This window comes from Microbacterium immunditiarum (genome assembly GCF_013409785.1).
Lineage (GTDB): Bacteria > Actinomycetota > Actinomycetes > Actinomycetales > Microbacteriaceae > Microbacterium > Microbacterium immunditiarum.
Genome location: NZ_JACCBV010000001.1, coordinates 2,799,618 through 2,815,917 on the forward strand (window position 1 = coordinate 2,799,618; position 16,300 = coordinate 2,815,917).

A 16,300-nucleotide genomic window follows, 5' to 3' on the forward strand; every position below is an offset into this window, starting at 1 on the left:
GGTTGTCGACGACGCTCCAGAACCCGGCCAAAACGACGCTTGAAAACTAGGCCACCCGGACCAGATTGGGTGGGTGATCTCCTTGGAAGATTGGGCGTTGATCAGGCGGCTTGTCGCGGACGGTGTTCCGCAGCGTCAGGTTGCTCGAGATCTCGGTATCGCGCGGGACACGGTCGCGGCGGCGGTGCGGTCTGACCGGCCGCCGAGGTATCAGCGGCCGCTGCAGCCGACGTCGTTCTCGCCGTTCGAGGCGAGAGTCAGAGCGTTGCTGGCGGAGCATCCGTCGATGCCGGCGACGGTGATCGCGGAGCGGCTTGAGTGGTCGGGGTCGATCACCTGGTTCCGGGAGAACGTGCGTCGGCTGCGGCCGGAGCACCGCCCGGTCGATCCCGCTGATCGGCTCAGTTGGGCAGCGGGTGATGCGGCGCAGTGCGACCTGTGGTTCCCGCCCCGGAAGATCCCGCTCGAGGACGGCACGGCGGTGCTGCTGCCGGTGTTGGTGATCGTCGCGGCGCATTCGAGGTTCGTGACCGCGAGGATGATCCCGACGCGCAAGACGGAGGATCTGCTGCTCGGGTCGTGGGAGCTGATCCAGCAACTAGGGGCGGTGCCGCGACGGCTGATCTGGGACAACGAGCCCGGCATCGGTCAGAAGGGGCGGCTCGCGCAAGGCGTCGCCGCATTCGCGGGGACCCTCGCGGCGAAGGTCGTGCAGCTGCGCCCCTTCGACCCGGAGTCGAAGGGGATCGTCGAGCGGCGCAACGGCTGGTTCGAGACCTCGTTCATGCCCGGCCGGGCCTTCGCCTCACCGGCGGACTTCAACGCCCAGCTCGCCGACTGGCTGGAGAACGCGAACGGCAGGGTCGTGCGGACCATCAAGGCACGTCCGGTCGATCTGATCGAGCACGACCGCTCGAGGATGCTGCCGTTGCCGCCGATCCCGTTGCAGCTGGGCTGGCGGGAACGGGTCAGGCTCGGCCGGGACTATTACGTCCGCCTCGATGCGTCCGACTACTCCGTCGACCCGCAAGCGATCGGCCGCATCGTTGACGTGACCGCAGACCTGGACCGCGTCCGAGTCAGGATGGATGGGCGCGTCGTCGCCGACCACGCCCGGGTCTGGGCGCGCGGAAGCATCGTCACGGACCCGGCTCATGTCGAGACGGCGCGACGGTTGCGGCAGCAGTTCCAGCAGCCCCGCCCTGCCGTCGTCGGAGACGACCTCACCAGGGATCTCGCTGACTACGACCGCGCCTTCGGGATCGAGGGAGTCGCCTGATGGCCGCCAAGCAGACCGACGCCGTCAAGCAGATCACCTATCTCGCCGGAGCGCTGAAAGCACCGAGGATCACTGAAGCGGCCGGCCGGATGGCCACCCAAGCACGGGACGCGGGCTGGTCGTTCGAGGACTACCTCGCCGCCGTCCTCGAACGCGAAGTCTCAGCGCGGAACGCGTCTGGCGCGGAGCTGCGGATCAAAGCCGCCGGGTTCCCCGCCCGGAAGACTCTCGAGGACTTCGACTGGGACGCTCAGCCGGCAGCCCGTCAGCAGATCGCCGGACTCGCCTCCGGAGGGTTCCTCCTCGAGGCGCAGAACGTCGTCCTGCTCGGCCCGCCCGGAACCGGCAAGACTCATCTCGCGACCGCTCTCGGGATCGTTGCCGCGAGGCACGGGCACCGGGTGTTGTTCGCGACCGCGACGGACTGGGTCACCCGTCTCACCGACGCTCACCGGCAGGGCCGGCTCCCGCAGGAACTCGCCCGGCTACGACGCTACGGGCTGATCATCGTCGACGAAGTCGGCTACCTCCCGTTCGAGCAAGACGCCGCAAACCTCTTCTTCCAGCTCGTCTCATCCCGCTACGAACACGCCTCATTGATCCTCACCAGCAACCTGCCGTTCTCTGGCTGGGGCGGCGTCTTCGGAGACCAAGCCGTCGCCGCCGCGATGATCGACCGGATCGTCCACCACGCCGACGTGCTCACGCTGAAGGGCGCCAGTTACCGGCTCCGCGGACGAGGCATCGACAGCCTCCCCAGCATCAAGACGCAAGATCCGGCAGACTGACGAAACGACGAATCGGTGGCCTAGTTTTCGCCCGTCGTTTTGGCCTGGTTCTCAACCGTCGCCGACAGGGGTTGCTCATGTCACGATCTGAGGTTCGCAGGAAGTTGCGTCTGATAGCCGGCATGGGGGTCACCGACAGAAGCTGGTGACACAACCGCCACAGGTTACAGAGGGAATTGAGTCGACACCAGCAGGCAAGAATGCTGGAGCACCTCAGCCCCCGACGAAAGACTCATGCGCGAGCAGCCGCCAATGCGGCAAGGGCTTCCCCAGCGGGCGAGGGCATGTCGTCCGCGCGAGTGCGAAAGGACCCCATGTCGAGCACACAGAGCGCGAGACGACGAATAACCGCGATGCTCGCCGTCGGCCTCATGGCCGCAGGCGTCGCGATGGCCGCCACGCCCGCAGTCGCGGATGAAGGCGACCGCTCCGACGAGACGGTTGTCATCAACGGCCGCGAGTTCGGTCCCGAAGACGGGCTCGAGGTCATCACGGAGAGCTACGAGATGAAGCCCGGCGGCGAGCCGGTCGGGGCTGAGTTTCCTTCCGCTCCTACCGGCGAGATAACCCCGCTGGTCTATTGGGGCTCAAGCTACGCGTACGCCGAGGAGATCCTCTACCTGATGTATCGGGGATATGGCTACGCCGCCGCGAACGTCTACTCGGGGAAGCGCATCATCAGCGTGTGCTTCTGGTGGACGCGTGCCGGCGTGCGCCTCTCGCCCAACACCTGCTCGAACGCGTGGAGCACGGGATCGTCCTGGAACCCCGGCCTCCAGGTCGGCCGAGACCAGTGGGACACCCTGGACCCGAACGCGCCGCCCACCGTGTTCAACATCCAGACGACCCGAATCGACCCGGGCATCTACTGGGCGGCGTCGTGGGTTCGCCCCTCGCGTGGTGTCCTCGAGGGGCGAACTCACGAGTCGTGCACTTCATCGGGCGCGTAGACCAGGAGATCGCCGGGCTGACACCCGAGAACCCGGCATATCGCCTCGAGCGTGGAGAATCTGACGGCCTTCGCGCGCCCGCTCTTGAGGACGGAGACGTTGGCGGGCGTGATGCCGATCGCTGCGGCGAGCTGATTCACCGTCATCTTCCGCTTGGCGAGTTCGACGTCGAGGTTCACGACGATCGGCATCAGATCACCTCGGCGAGCTCGGCAGCGTAGCTCGTCGCTGTGGAGAGGAGGCCGCGAATCACGATGAAGACGAGGAACGCCATCACACCGATGAGCGCCCCTGCGATGAGTCCGATGGCGACCAAGCCGGGGAGCGCAGAGGTGACAGTCAGCGCTGCGAAGGCGAGCGCCATCAGTCCGGTGAACACCGCCGCAACCCACGCCATCGCCGTCAGCACGCCCAACGCTGTGGGAACGAAGATGCGACCACGGCCAACCATCGACAGCAGAACCCACAGGAGGACAAGGACCGACTGGATGCACGCCACCGCGACGATGGCCCAGACGATCCCCGCGATCGCTAGGGGGTGGTAGCCGGGGAAGTTCGCCATGGTCTCACTCGCCGCAAGCGGAATGATCACGGCTTGCACGGGAATCAGCAGCAGAACCAAAAGCGCACAGGCGAGCTTCGCCAGCCCGGTGACCCAACCGTTCATGCGACCTCCGTATCGTTTCGCGATACAATACATCGACAAACGATACTCTCGGTAGTGGCTGGGTGGGATCACCGAGCTCGGATCGGAACCGGCCGCATGTCCGGTAGGACGCTTGCGCGCTTTGGAGGAGGGAGCGTCGGGTTGCTCACTGGGCTCCGGAGACCGCCGGAAGACGAATGCGGGCAACGATTCGTCGATAGTGCCCACAATACAGAACTGGAGACGGCGCCCCGAAGCGGAAAACAGCCGTCTAACCGGGACCTCCTAGGTGGACCTGAGGGGACTCGAACCCCTGACCCCCTGCATGCCATGCAGGTGCGCTACCAGCTGCGCCACAGGCCCGGATGCCGCTCCGAAGCGCTCGGAACAACTCGTCCACTCTACTACACGGCGAGCCGTGCCTCGAACCGCAGCCAGTGTCGGACGGCGTCCCTAAGGTGAACTCGACGAAAGGGATCTCGCATGATCAGGCTTGGCAACATCACGTTCTACGCTGACAATCCGCCGGCGCTCGCGCGCTTCTGGTCCGACGTCTTCGGCTACCCCTACAGGGAATTCGAAGGCGAGCTGCGGCAACAGCTGCTCGACTCCGGTCTCACCGACGAGGATCTCCAGAAGCGCGGGCTCGCCGAAGATCCCGAGGGTAAGGGTCCACGCCTCTTCTTCCATCACGCGTCGGAGGCGAAGCGGGGCCGAAACCGGATCCACCTCGATGTCAACGTCGAGCGCGAGCCCGGCGATGAGGCCGCACTCGATGCCGAGAAGGATCGGCTCGTGGCGCTGGGCGCCGAGGTCGTACGGCTCGTCGAGCAGACGTGGGGGCCGTGGCCCGAGCGGTACTACCAGCTGCGCGATCCCGAGGGAAACGAGTTCTGCCTGCAGTAGGCGGGAGAATCTCGCTCCGTCCGCGACGGAGGCAGGGTCAGTCCTCGGCGGAGGCGCCCTGCTTGATGTCGACGGGGACGAGGGGGCAGTCCTTCCACAGGCGCTCGAGCCCGTAGTAGACGCGCTCCTGCTCGTGGAAGACGTGCACGACGAGGTCGCCGAAGTCGAGCAGCACCCAGCGAGCCTCCTGGCGCCCCTCGCGGCGCAGGCGCTTGTAGCCGGCCTCGAGGAGTTTCTCCTCGATCTCGTCCGCGATCGCGGCCACGTTGCGCTCACTCCGACCCGATACGAGCAGGAAGATGTCGACGAGGGGCAGCGGTCCTGACACGTCGAGGGCGACGAGGTCCTCGCCGCCCTTCGAGTCCGCGGCGGTTGCCGCGATCGCGAGCATCTCGCGTGCCTGGTCGGTCGCCGTCATCAAAGAACTCCCGTCACGAAGGCGAGGATCAGAACGCCGACCAGCGCCAGCGCGAGGGCGCCCGCCGTGATCGCGAGCGAGATCATGAGGCGGCTGCCCTTCTCGGGCGTCGGGGGCTTGATGATCTCGCCCGGCGTCTTCACGGTGCTGATCGCAGCGCTCGCCGCGATCGGCGTCGGCGATGAATGGGCCGGCAGCTCGCCGTCGACGAGCACCGCGTCGACTTCCTTGCCGTCGGCGGTGCCCGGGATGGCTCCCGTCGAGCCGAGACCCTCGGGCAGGTTGAACGTGCCCGTGACGAGCACCTCACCCGTCGCCGCGACTGGAGCCACGATGCCCGACTGGTCGGGCTGTGGCACGATGAGCGCGTTCGGCGTGCCCGTCGAACCGCTCGTCGACGCCGACGTGATGAGCTCGTCGAACGACGGCGGAAGCACAACGTTCGGCGCACCCTCCGCGAGCAGCCCCGCTCCGAGGTGCGAGCTCACCGCGCCGCGCTCGCCGGTGCCGGGTGCGTGCGACCGGTCAGCCGCACGCTCCGGCTCGCTCTCGACCTTTGGCGACGCGTAAGGCGCGGATTCGCGCCAGGACGCAGCCGGCGGAGGAGGCTGCTCGGCCTCGCGCTCCTGGGTGACCCCGGCAGCGCTGAGCAGCCACGTGGGCACGCCGCTCTCACCGGTCTCCTGCGGAGGCTCCGTCTGGGGAGCGGGTGGCTCCGGCTCCGGCGCCGGTGCCGGAGCGCCGAACAGGGGCGTCCTCGGCTCCGGTGCCGGCGCGGGAGCGCCGAAGAGGGGCGTCCTCGGCTCCTGCGTCCGCGGCACCGGCCACACGCGAGCAGGCGGCTCGGCGACAGGGGTCTGCCACGCGGCCGGTGCGGGCGGGGCATCCGTGTTCGCGACAGCCGGCGCATCGGTCGCCGCCGATGTGAACGCCGAGGCCACCTCGGGCGTGATCACCGGAACGGATGCAGTGCGGATACGCTCCTGCTGGCGCGCCTGGCGGCGGGTGAGCGGCGCGACGCCGAGATCGACGGCCGAGTCCGCAACAGGCGGCGGCGGCAGCGCAGGCGGCTCAGCGGGACGGGCGAGCGGTACGGCCGGCGTCGACGCTACGGGCGGTGCGGCCGGCGCCGAAGGCGCCGGAGCCGAGAAGACCGGAGCCGAAGGCGCCGGAGCCGAGAAGACCGGAGCCGAGAAAGCGGGAGCCGAGGGAGCCGGAGCGGAGGGAGCGGGAGTGGAGTAGTCGGGTCGCGCGATAGGCGCCGAGGTCACGGGCGGCGTGGGAGCAGCGGGAGCAGGGGCGGCCGCGGCATCCACAACCGGCGTCGCGCCGGTGGTGCGGATCTCGCGCAACTGCTTTCTTGTGAGAGCTGGAGTATCCGGCTGCTCGGGTGTACTCATTCCTTGCTCCGGTAAAGATGATGCTTCGCAATGTATTGGACGACCCCGTCGGGCACGAGGTACCACACCGGGTGTCCACGACGGACGCGATCCCGGCAGTCCGTCGACGAGATGGCGAGGGCCGGAACCTCGAGCTGACTCACATCGTCGCTCGGCAGTCCGTCTGTGCTGAGCACATGTCCTGGACGCGAGACGGCGACGAAGTGGGCGAGGTCCCACAACTCATCATGGTCTCTCCAACTGAGAATTTGCGCTATGGCGTCTGCGCCCGTGATGAAGAAGAGCTCCGCAGATGGTCGCTCGGCCTTGAGATCGCGCAGCGTGTCGATCGTGAAGGTGGGCCCTTTGCGATCGATGTCGACCCGGCTCACTGTGAAGCGCGGGTTCGAGGCGGTCGCGATGACCGTCATCAGGTACCGGTGCTCGGTGGCCGAAACGTCATGCTTCTGCCACGGCTGGCCCGTCGGCACGAAGACGACCTCGTCGAGGTCGAACGACTGAGCCACCTCGCTCGCGGCGACGAGGTGCCCATGGTGGATGGGATCGAACGTCCCACCCATGACCCCGATCCGCGGGGCTCGTTCGCCCGACATCCAGTGCGGCCTAGTGGCCGTGTTCCACCCGCTGCACGTCGTTCGCGTGGGCGCGCGCGTAGGCCTCCGCCTTCGGCGAGTGGCGGTTGGCCACGTTGCGGTACGAGAGCGTCACGAAAGCGAGAAGCGTGAAGACCACGAGCGCGACGATCCCGTACACGACGGTCTCGGCAGCGACATTGCCGGTGTGCTCGGACTCTTCTGCTGCGAACGTGATGAGCGAGACGAGGGTCATTCGGGCTCCGTTTCGATCGTGCGCCGGGTGGCGCGCCCGTCCAGTCTAAGCCTCACTCGCGAACCTGTCCGGCCCCGCGCGCGATCCACTTCGTGCTCGTGAGCTCCGCGAGACCCATCGGACCGCGTGCGTGGAGCTTCTGCGTCGAGATCCCGACCTCGGCGCCGAACCCGAATTCGGCGCCGTCGGTGAAGCGCGTCGACGCGTTCGCCATGACGACCGCGGAGTCGACCTCGGCGAGGAAGCGCTCCGCGCTCGCGTCGTCCTGGGTGATGATCGACTCGGTGTGGTGGGTCGAGTAGCGGCGGATGTGCGCGAGCGCGTCGTCGAGGTCGTCGACCACGCGCATCGATAGGTCGAGGCTCAGGTACTCGGTCGCCCAGTCGTCGTCCGTCGCCGGAACGACGCCCTCGGCGAGCGCCGACACGCGGTCGTCGCCGTGCACGGTCACTCCCTGCTCCTGGAGTGCCGCCACCACCGGCGAGACGAGCCGCTCGGCCGCGTCGCGGTGCACGAGCACAGTCTCGACGGCGTTGCACACGCTCGGGCGCTGCACCTTCGCGTTCACGACGATGTCGCGCGCCCACTCGAGGGGCGCACTCGCGTCGAGCACGATGTGGACGACGCCGGCGCCGGTCTCGATGACCGGGACGGATGACTCGGTGACGACCGCCTCGATGAGCTGCGCGCTCCCCCGCGGCACGAGCACGTCGACGATGCCACGCGCGTGCATGAGCTCGCGCGCGCCCTCGCGCCCGAACGAGTCGACCGTCTGGATCGCCTCGGGGTCGATCCCCCGGTCGGCGAGAGCGTCGCGCATCACGTCCACGAGCGCGGCGTTCGTGAGCTCGGCGGCAGTCCCGCCGCGCAGCACGACGGCGTTGCCGGAGCGCAACGCGAGCGCGGCGATGTCGACCGTCACGTTCGGACGCGCCTCATAGATCGAGCCCACGACGCCGAACGGCACCGAGACCTTCGTCAGTGCGACGCCGTTCGGCAACACCCGCTCGTCGAGAACGCGCCCGACCGGGTCCGGCAGTGCCGCGACCTCGCGCACGGCCGTCGCGAGGGCGCCGACACGGGGGTCGTCGAGGCGCAGGCGGTCCTGCAGGGCGACGCTGAGCCCCGTGGCGCGGCCGCGCTCGAGATCCTCGGCGTTCGCCTCGACGATCGCGGGAGTCGCCGCCTCGATGGCGTCGGCGATGGCGAGCAGGGCGTCGCGCTTCTCGGCGTCGGTCAGGCGTCCCACACTGCGCGCGGCCTCCTTCGCGAGCAGCATGCGGTCGCGGGCGGTCGTCGCGGCGGTGGCGGTCATCCCGTCAGTTTATCGGCGGGCAGCGAGCTCGAGATCGTGCGCAGGGGTCCTGTGCCGGCGGACGACGCGGGCTCGGGATTCGGCGCGAACCACGTTCCGATCTCGTCGCCGGCGAGGGCGCGATCGACGAGATCGGCGCTCGTGACGAGCACACCGACACCGGATGCCGCGGCCAGCCGCGCGGCGGACACCTTGGTCGCCGCTCCTCCGGTTCCGACGCTGTTGACCACGACCGAGCCGAACTCGAACCCATGGAGGTCCTCGCCGTATGCGATGCGGTGGATGGGGTGCGCCCCGGGCTCGTCCGGCGGGCGCGTGTAGAGCGCCTCGATGTCGCTCAGCAGTACGAGGGCATCAGCGCCGATGAGCTGCGCCACGAGAGCTGCGAGGCGGTCGTTGTCACCGAAGCGGATCTCGTGCGTGGCGACCGTGTCGTTCTCGTTCACGATCGGGAGGATCCGAAGGCCCAGGAGGCGCTCCATCGCGCGGCGCGCGTTCGAGCGGTGCATCGGGTTCTCCAAGTCTCCGGCAGTGAGCAGCACCTGGCCCGCGACCACGCGGAACGGCCGCAGGGCCTCCTGATACCGGTAGATGAGCACGTTCTGCCCGACCGCGGCCGCTGCCTGCTGCGTCGCCAGGTCTGTGGGTCGCTCCCCGAGCGACAGGAAGGGCATGCCCGTCGCGATGGCACCGGATGAGACCAGCACGATCTCGGTGCCGCGGGCATGCGCGGCGGCGAGCGCCTCGACGATCGCCTGGATGCGCGGGGCGTTGTCACCGCTGATCGATGACGACCCCACCTTCACGACGACCCGGCGGGAACCGGGGATGTCCTGTCGCTCGGCTGCGCTCACTCATCCTCCTCGTCGATGTCGTCGATCGCTTCGATGTCGTGCTCGCGTGCCGTGAGCCGCTCGGCCTCGAGCTCGGCCCGCGCCTCGGCCTTCGCGTCCATGCGCTCGTGGTAGCGCTCGCGGCGCTCCGCCGTCGTGCGCCGCCCGGACGCGTCGAGCCGCGGGTCGGTGCCGCGCGGCGCGGTCATGAGCTCGGCCACGGAGGAAAGCGACGGCTGCCAGTCGAAGACGACGCCGTCGTCTCCGCCGATGATGACGGTCGAGCCTGGCGTCGCACCTACGCGGTAGAGCTCGTCTTCGACGCCGAGGCGCTCGAGGCGGTCGGCGAGGTAGCCGACGGCCTCGTCGTTCTGGAAGTCGGTCTGGTACACCCAGCGCTCGGGCTTCGCCCCGCGCACGCGGTAGACCGGGCCGTAGGTGCCGCCTTCGGCACGCACGGTGAACTCCTGCTCGGCACCCTTGGGCCGGATGACGATGCGCTCGGGCGCGGGCTTGACCGCCTCGGCGGCGCGGTGCTCGGCGACGATCTCGCCGAGCGCGTAGGTGAGCGGGCGAAGGCCAGCGTGACTCACGGTCGAGATCTCGAACACGCGGAATCCGCGCTCCTCGAGGTCGGGGCGCACGAGATCGGCGAGGTCCTTCGCCTCGGGCACGTCGATCTTGTTGAGCGCGATGAGCTGCGGGCGCTCGAGCAGCGGCACCTGGCCTTCGGGGACGGGATACGCGGCGAGCTCGGAGAGGATCACGTCGAGGTCGGTGAGCGGGTCGCGCCCGGGCTCGAGCGTCGCGCAGTCGAGCACGTGCACGAGCGCCGTGCACCGCTCGACGTGCCGCAGGAACTCGAGTCCGAGTCCCTTGCCCTCGCTGGCGCCCTCGATGAGTCCAGGGACGTCGGCCACGGTGTAGCGCACGTCACCCGCCTGGACGACGCCGAGATTCGGATGCAGCGTCGTGAACGGGTAATCCGCGATCTTGGGCCGCGCGGCGGAGATCGCCGCGATGAGGCTCGACTTGCCCGCCGACGGGAAGCCGACGAGAGCCACGTCGGCGACGGTCTTGAGCTCGAGGATGACATCGCCCTCCCAGCCCGGCGTGCCGAGCAGCGCGAAGCCGGGGGCCTTGCGCTTGGGGGAGGCGAGAGCGGCGTTGCCGAGTCCACCGAGGCCGCCCGGAGCGACGACGAACCGCATGCCGGGGTCGATCATATCGACGAGGACCTCACCGGACGGGTCCTTCACGACGGTGCCGACGGGGACGGGCAGCTCGAGGGATTCGCCGTTGGCGCCCGAGCGGTTGTCGCCCATGCCGAAGCCGCCGTTGCCCCCGGAGCGGTGCGGCGAGTGGTGGTACGACAGGAGCGTCGTCACCTGCGGGTCGGCGACGAGCACGATGTCGCCGCCGTGACCGCCGTTGCCGCCGTCGGGGCCGGCCAGCGGCTTGAACTTCTCGCGGCGCACCGACACGCAGCCGTTGCCCCCCTTGCCGGCACGCAGGTGCAGCGTGACGCGGTCGACGAACGTGACCATGCCGTCTCCTCCTGCCGTGCGCCGCCCGTGGGGGCCGCGATTCCTGATTATGCGCAGTGAGGGGCGAGCCGAAGCCCGCCCCTCACCGTGAGACCTGTCGAAGCGCCCGGATCACTCCGCCGTCGCGACGATGTTGACGACCTTGCGGCCGCCCTTGGTGCCGAACTCGACAGCGCCCGCCGCGAGGGCGAACAGCGTGTCGTCGCCGCCACGGCCGACGTTGGCGCCGGGGTGGAAGTGCGTGCCGCGCTGGCGGACGAGGATCTCGCCGGCGTTGACGACCTGGCCGCCGAAGCGCTTCACGCCGAGGCGCTGGGCGTTCGAGTCACGACCGTTGCGGGTGGAGCTTGCGCCCTTCTTGTGTGCCATCTCTGCGTCTCTCCTGGCTTACTTGATGCCGGTGATCTTGACGCGCGTGAGCTCCTGACGGTGGCCCTGGCGCTTCTTGTAGCCGGTCTTGTTCTTGAACTTCTGGATCACGATCTTCGGGCCGCGCTCCTCACCGAGAACCTCGGCGGTCACAGTGACCTTCGCGAGCTTGTCGGCGTCGGTCGTGACGGAGTCGCCGTCGACGAACAGCACGGCGGGCAGCTCGATCTTGTCGCCGACCTTCGCGGCCTGGCGATCGAGAACGACGATCGTGCCGACCTCGACCTTCTCCTGTCGCCCGCCGGCGCGCACAACTGCGTAAACCACTTCACACCTGTTTCTTCTGGGAGCGCACGCGCTCGGGATGTCATGAAAGACGTGGCGCGGATATCTCGACGCACCAAAGGACTACTTTACCGGATGCCTCGTACCCTTGGCAAAAGCACCCACCCCGTGTCGCGGCGGCCCTTCGCCCGGTCCCGCGTGCATAGGATCGGCGCGTGGCGATCCTGATCGACGACCCCCTGTGGCCCGCACACGGGCGGCGGTGGGCGCACCTGGTCAGCGACTCGAACCTCGACGAGCTCCACGAGTTCGCGGCCGCGAACGGCATCCCGCGGCGCGGGTTCGACCTCGACCACTACGACGTGCCGGAAGAGGCGCACGCGCGCCTCGTGGCGGCAGGCGCTCAACACGTGAGCGGCCACACGCTCGTGCGCGCGCTCATCGCGTCAGGTCTGCGCGTGCGCGGCCGCGACCGGCGCTGAGCCTCCCCTTCCGGGGAGGCTCGCACCGTATCAGTCGTCGGAGGGCGTGTGCGCGACGGGCGTGCCCGTGAGGGCGGCGGTCGTCACGCGACGGCGCGCCCGCCCCTGGCCCGGGGCCTTGGGCTCGGGGAGCGCGTTGAGCACCGAGTCGAGCAGGAGCTCCTTCTCGCTCTTGGGCGGCGGGGACGCGGCATCCGTCTTCTTCTTGCGCTTCTTGCGCTCCGGCTTGTCGGCCTTCTCGGGCTTGTCGACCTTCTCGACGACCGGGAGCTGCAGGCTCGGCTCGTTCGCCGAGTGCTCGCTCGCCTCCTCGTCGGGGTGGTGGATCGTCGACGCGGCGATCTGCGCGAGGGCGGACTTGACGCCCTCGGTGATCACGTGCGTGCCCGCGCCGGGCTGGGACCCACCGCCGCTCTGGCGCGACGACCGGCGACCGCCGCCTTGCGCGCTCGGTGCCGCGCGGTGCTTCACGACCGGGTCGTGGTGCACGATGAGGCCGCGGCCCGCGCACACCTCGCACGGCTCGCTGAAGGTCTCGAGCAGGCCGAGGCCGAGCTTCTTGCGGGTCATCTGCACGAGGCCGAGCGAGGTGACCTCGGCGACCTGGTGCTTCGTGCGGTCGCGGCTCAGGCACTCGACGAGGCGGCGCAGCACGAGATCGCGGTTGGACTCGAGCACCATGTCGATGAAGTCGACGACGATGATGCCGCCGATGTCGCGCAGACGCAGCTGGCGCACGATCTCCTCAGCCGCCTCGAGGTTGTTCTTCGTGACGGTCTCTTCGAGGTTGCCGCCCGAGCCGACGAACTTGCCCGTGTTGACGTCGATGACCGTCATGGCCTCGGTGCGGTCGATCACGAGCGAGCCGCCGGACGGCAGCCACACCTTGCGGTCGAGCGCCTTCTCGATCTGCTCCGTGATGCGGAACTCGTCGAACGGGTCGCCGTCGCCGTCGTAGCCCTCGACGCGCTCGAGGAGGTCGGGCGCGACCGACTCGAGGTACTTCGTGATCGTGTGGTGCGCGTCGTCGCCCTGGATGAGCATGCGCGAGAAGTCCTCGTTGAAGACGTCGCGCACGATCTTGACGAGCAGATCCGGCTCGGAGTGCAGCAGCGCCGGCGCCTGGATCGTCTCGACCTGCTTCGAGATGTGCTCCCACTGGTTCGTGAGGCGCTGCACGTCGCGCGTGAGCTGCTCCTCGGTCGCGCCCTCGGCCGCCGTGCGGACGATGACGCCGGACGACTCGGGGAGCACCTCCTTGAGGATCTTCTTCAGGCGCGCGCGCTCGGTGTCGGGCAGCTTGCGCGAGATGCCGTTCATCGCGCCGCCGGGAACGTACACGAGGTAGCGGCCCGGAAGCGAGATCTGGCTCGTCAGGCGGGCGCCCTTGTGGCCGACCGGGTCCTTCGTCACCTGGACCAGCACGCGGTCACCGGTCTTGAGAGCGAGCTCGATGCGGCGCGGCTGGTTGCCGGTCTCGACGGCGTCCCAGTCCACCTCGCCCGAGTACAGCACCGCGTTGCGGCCGCGGCCGATGTCGACGAACGCGGCCTCCATGCTCGGCAGCACGTTCTGCACGCGGCCGAGGTACACGTTGCCGATGAGCGACGCGTCCTGGTTGCGCGCGACGTAGTGCTCGACGAGGACCTTGTCTTCGAGCACGGCGATCTGGATGCGGCCGTTCTTCGAGCGCACGATCATCTCGCGGTCGACCGCCTCGCGGCGAGCGAGGAACTCGGCCTCGGTGACGACCGCACGGCGACGCCCGGCCTCACGGCCGTCGCGACGACGCTGCTTCTTGGCCTCGAGCCGCGTCGAGCCCTTGATGCGCTGCGGCTCGGTGATGAGCTCGACGGCGCGCTGCTTGCGCGGAGCGGGCTGGTCGCCGGAATCCTTCGAAGAGTCGGATGCCTCGTCGCGCCCCTCTCCCCCGCCGCGGCGGCGGCGCCGGCGCGATCCGGCCGAGCCGTTGTCGTCGTCGCGCCGCGGGGCGGGACGGGACGGCAGGAACGTGATCTCGGGTGCGTAGAAGCGGAGCTCGGTCGAGACCGCCGACACGAACACCTCGGGCAGCAGGCCCAGGCTCTGCGCGGTCAACGGCGTCTCTTCGCCCGCCGACTCGGTCTCTTCCGAAGCGTCCTGCGGAGCTGCGTCCGCGGGCGCTGCCTCCGTGTCGGTCTCAGCCGGCGTCTCCGCCGCCTGCTCCCGGTCATCCGCCGGCTCCTGCTGCGGCTCGGAGACGGAATCCCCGGCCGGCTCGGCCGGCGCAGCATCCGTCTCCGGCGCCGCCGGGGCGCTGTCGCCCTCGGTCGCCTCGACGGACTCGATGACCGCCTCGGTCTCGGCGCTCGCCGCGTCGTCCGCCTCCGCAGGCTGCGGAGAGGCTACGGGAGCGTCGGATTCGGGGCGGGGATCGGCGTGTGTGTCATTCTCATCAGCCATCTACGGCGTACTCCCTGCGGGGCGGCACCGCGCGCCGCCCGGCGAAATCTCGTGCTGCGCCGCTCCGTGCCCTCCGGTCCGGGGCGGTGCTGCGAACTCACTCGGTCTGCAGCGGAACCCGGCTCTGTCGGCGGGGCTCGCGCTGCGGGGGCTGTCATCGCCCGAAGTCTGCGTTGATGCGGTGTTCGCGGCGCGGCCGCGACACATCCCGTCCATTATCGCACCTTCGCGGAGGTTTGCCCATCTCGCGGGACACCACGCCGTTTCCACGGCGGATGCGGCGGCATCCGCCCAGTCGTCGATGCCATAATCCGTGGCATGCCCGAACCGCAGACGCACCAGCGCCCCACCGTCATGGCCGTGTGGCTCATCATCGCCGGGGTCATCGGCTGGTGGGCGGCGTTCTCGCTGACGATGGAGCGTCTGCATCTGCTCGAGAACCCCGGCTCGCAGGCGTCGTGCGACTTCAGCCCGCTCGTGCAGTGCGGCAAGAACCTCGAGTCGTGGCAGGGTTCGGTCTTCGGCTTCCCGAACCCGATAATCGGCCTCGCGGGGTGGGTCGCGCCCGTCGTGGTAGGCGTCGCGATCCTCGCGGGCGCACGGTTCGCCCGGTGGTTCTGGTGGCTGTTCGAGCTCGGGATGACGCTGGCGTTCGTCTTCGTGATGTGGCTCATCGCGCAGAGCATCTTCGTGCTGGGGACGCTGTGCCCGTGGTGCATGGTGACGTGGGTCGTGACGATCCCGTCGTTCTACGTCGTGACGCTGCACGTGCTGCGCACGGGTATCCTTCCGGCCCCCGCGTCGATCCGCCGCGGAGCCGACACGCTCATGGGCTGGACGCCCCTGCTCGCGGTGATCAGCTACGCGATCGTCGCCGTCATCGCGCAGGCGCGCCTCGACGTGCTCGGCTCGCTGTTCTGACGATGCGTGTCATGAAGCCGATGCCCCACCCCCGCGCCGCCGCCGGCATGACGTTCGCGGCGATCGCCCTCATCGCGCTCGCGCTGCCGGGGTGCGTCTCGACGTCGGATCCGCCCTCCGCGGTGTGCGTGCCCGAGTTGAGCGTGTCGCCCGACAACCCCAAGCCCGGTCGCATCGTGACGGTCGCGACGACGCACCCGTGCCCGGCCCCCGAGGGCACCGAGTGGGTCGTCCGCATCCAGCGCGTGGACGAGCGCATCCCGCTCGCGCAGGCGCGGGTGAAGCCGGAGCCGGACGGATCGTTCGAGGTGTCGATCACGGTTCCGCCGACGATCCACCCGGGCACTGCGATCGCGTGGATCTCGAACTACTGGGACACCGTCGAGTGCCCCGGCGGCGGTTCGTGCGTCTCCCCCGAGGAGGAGTTCACGGTCGCGGCGCCGTAGCGCGGCATCCGTCTCGGTCGATCCGACTCAGCGGAACCAGATCGCGAGCTCGCGCGCAGCCGACTCCGGCGAGTCCGAGCCGTGCACGAGGTTCTGCTGCACCTTCAGACCCCAGTCGCGGCCATAATCGCCGCGGATCGTGCCGGGAGCCGCAGCCGTCGGGTCGGTCGTGCCCGCGAGCGAGCGGAAGCCCTCGATGACGCGGTTGCCCGCGAGGCGGATGGCCACCGACGGTCCGGACATCATGAACTCGAGGAGCGGATCGTAGAACGGCTTGCCCTCGTGTTCGGCGTAGTGCGCCTCGAGGCGGTCGCGGTCGGGCTCGACGAGCTTGATGTCGACGAGCGCGTATCCCTTCGCCTCGATGCGGGCGAGGATCGCGCCCGTCAGGCCGCGTGCGACCGCGTCGGGCTTCACAAGGACGAGGGTCTCTTCGGTGGGCATG

Annotated in this window: 20 protein-coding genes and 1 tRNA gene; 7 read left to right on the forward strand and 14 right to left on the reverse strand. The window is 69.2% G+C overall.

Annotated features, from left to right (window positions below):
* Nucleotides 1-73 precede the first annotated feature (73 nt).
* From istA to BJ991_RS13065, 3 genes are all read left to right on the forward strand, one after another.
* Nucleotides 74-1,279, forward strand: a complete 1,206-nt coding sequence (gene istA, locus BJ991_RS13055; protein ID WP_179489685.1) for an IS21 family transposase — start codon at nt 74-76, stop codon at nt 1,277-1,279.
* A complete protein-coding gene (gene istB, locus BJ991_RS13060) occupies nt 1,279-2,067 on the forward strand; it encodes an IS21-like element helper ATPase IstB (protein WP_179487034.1) in 789 nt (262 codons plus the stop codon). Before istA ends, istB begins: the two co-directional genes overlap by 1 nt.
* 353 nt (nt 2,068-2,420) lie before the next feature.
* A complete protein-coding gene (locus BJ991_RS13065) occupies nt 2,421-3,017 on the forward strand; it encodes a hypothetical protein (protein WP_179490643.1) in 597 nt (198 codons plus the stop codon).
* On the opposite strand, the gene BJ991_RS13070 is transcribed toward BJ991_RS13065, so the two are convergent.
* From BJ991_RS13070 to BJ991_RS13080, 3 genes are all read right to left on the reverse strand, one after another.
* Nucleotides 2,987-3,208: a helix-turn-helix domain-containing protein gene (locus BJ991_RS13070; protein WP_179490645.1), complete on the reverse strand. Its 222-nt coding sequence runs from the start codon at nt 3,206-3,208 to the stop codon at nt 2,987-2,989. The genes BJ991_RS13065 and BJ991_RS13070 overlap by 31 nt on opposite strands.
* Entirely contained in the window at nt 3,208-3,684 is a 477-nt protein-coding gene (locus BJ991_RS13075) for a DUF2975 domain-containing protein (protein ID WP_179490647.1), read from the reverse strand. The genes BJ991_RS13070 and BJ991_RS13075 overlap by 1 nt, the downstream gene beginning before the upstream one ends.
* 269 nt (nt 3,685-3,953) lie before the next feature.
* Nucleotides 3,954-4,026 (reverse strand) — tRNA-Ala (locus BJ991_RS13080).
* 120 nt (nt 4,027-4,146) lie between these two features.
* Between BJ991_RS13080 and BJ991_RS13085 the strand changes: the two genes are divergently transcribed.
* Complete coding sequence (locus tag BJ991_RS13085; protein WP_179490649.1) at nt 4,147-4,569, forward strand: VOC family protein; 423 nt, start codon at nt 4,147-4,149, stop codon at nt 4,567-4,569.
* A 37-nt stretch (nt 4,570-4,606) separates the two neighbouring features.
* Here the strand turns inward: BJ991_RS13085 and rsfS are convergent, their stop codons facing one another.
* The 9 genes from rsfS to rplU form a co-directional block, all read right to left on the reverse strand.
* The gene (gene rsfS / locus BJ991_RS13090; RefSeq protein WP_179490651.1) at nt 4,607-4,987 is read right to left on the reverse strand and encodes a ribosome silencing factor; all 381 of its coding nucleotides are present in this window, start codon (nt 4,985-4,987) and stop codon (nt 4,607-4,609) included.
* A complete protein-coding gene (locus tag BJ991_RS13095) occupies nt 4,987-6,387 on the reverse strand; it encodes a hypothetical protein (RefSeq protein WP_246301094.1) in 1,401 nt (466 codons plus the stop codon). Before BJ991_RS13095 ends, rsfS begins: the two co-directional genes overlap by 1 nt.
* Nucleotides 6,384-6,980 (reverse strand): nicotinate-nucleotide adenylyltransferase, encoded by a 597-nt coding sequence (nadD, locus tag BJ991_RS13100; protein ID WP_179490653.1) that lies wholly within the window; start codon nt 6,978-6,980, stop codon nt 6,384-6,386. Before nadD ends, BJ991_RS13095 begins: the two co-directional genes overlap by 4 nt.
* A gap of 10 nt (nt 6,981-6,990) precedes the next feature.
* Complete coding sequence (locus BJ991_RS13105) at nt 6,991-7,215, reverse strand: hypothetical protein (protein ID WP_179490655.1); 225 nt, start codon at nt 7,213-7,215, stop codon at nt 6,991-6,993.
* Between the two features lie 52 nt (nt 7,216-7,267).
* Complete coding sequence (locus tag BJ991_RS13110) at nt 7,268-8,530, reverse strand: glutamate-5-semialdehyde dehydrogenase (protein ID WP_179490657.1); 1,263 nt, start codon at nt 8,528-8,530, stop codon at nt 7,268-7,270.
* Nucleotides 8,527-9,384, reverse strand: a complete 858-nt coding sequence (proB, locus tag BJ991_RS13115) for a glutamate 5-kinase (protein WP_179490659.1) — start codon at nt 9,382-9,384, stop codon at nt 8,527-8,529. The genes BJ991_RS13110 and proB overlap by 4 nt, the downstream gene beginning before the upstream one ends.
* Entirely contained in the window at nt 9,381-10,910 is a 1,530-nt protein-coding gene (obgE, locus tag BJ991_RS13120; RefSeq protein ID WP_179490661.1) for a GTPase ObgE, read from the reverse strand. The genes proB and obgE overlap by 4 nt, the downstream gene beginning before the upstream one ends.
* Nucleotides 10,911-11,021: 111 nt before the next feature.
* Nucleotides 11,022-11,279 carry a 50S ribosomal protein L27 gene (gene rpmA, locus BJ991_RS13125; protein ID WP_179490663.1) on the reverse strand — a complete coding sequence of 86 codons (258 nt, stop codon included), beginning with the start codon at nt 11,277-11,279 and terminating at the stop codon, nt 11,022-11,024.
* Between the two features lie 18 nt (nt 11,280-11,297).
* On the reverse strand, nt 11,298-11,606 hold the full coding sequence (gene rplU, locus BJ991_RS13130) for a 50S ribosomal protein L21 (RefSeq protein WP_179490665.1): 309 nt from the start codon (nt 11,604-11,606) through the stop codon (nt 11,298-11,300).
* Between the two features lie 173 nt (nt 11,607-11,779).
* Between rplU and BJ991_RS13135 the strand changes: the two genes are divergently transcribed.
* Entirely contained in the window at nt 11,780-12,046 is a 267-nt protein-coding gene (locus BJ991_RS13135; protein ID WP_179490667.1) for a DUF4031 domain-containing protein, read from the forward strand.
* Nucleotides 12,047-12,076: 30 nt separating this feature from the next.
* Here the strand turns inward: BJ991_RS13135 and BJ991_RS13140 are convergent, their stop codons facing one another.
* Complete coding sequence (locus BJ991_RS13140; RefSeq protein ID WP_179490669.1) at nt 12,077-14,488, reverse strand: Rne/Rng family ribonuclease; 2,412 nt, start codon at nt 14,486-14,488, stop codon at nt 12,077-12,079.
* A 318-nt stretch (nt 14,489-14,806) separates the two neighbouring features.
* Here BJ991_RS13140 and BJ991_RS13145 point away from each other — a divergent pair, with 318 nt between their 5' ends.
* Nucleotides 14,807-15,409 (forward strand): vitamin K epoxide reductase family protein, encoded by a 603-nt coding sequence (locus BJ991_RS13145; protein WP_179490671.1) that lies wholly within the window; start codon nt 14,807-14,809, stop codon nt 15,407-15,409.
* Between the two features lie 11 nt (nt 15,410-15,420).
* Nucleotides 15,421-15,855, forward strand: coding sequence for a hypothetical protein (locus BJ991_RS13150; RefSeq protein ID WP_179490673.1), 435 nt, complete (start codon nt 15,421-15,423; stop codon nt 15,853-15,855).
* A 27-nt stretch (nt 15,856-15,882) separates the two neighbouring features.
* On the opposite strand, the gene ndk is transcribed toward BJ991_RS13150, so the two are convergent.
* Entirely contained in the window at nt 15,883-16,299 is a 417-nt protein-coding gene (gene ndk, locus BJ991_RS13155) for a nucleoside-diphosphate kinase (protein WP_179490675.1), read from the reverse strand.
* Nucleotide 16,300: the final 1 nt, after the last annotated feature.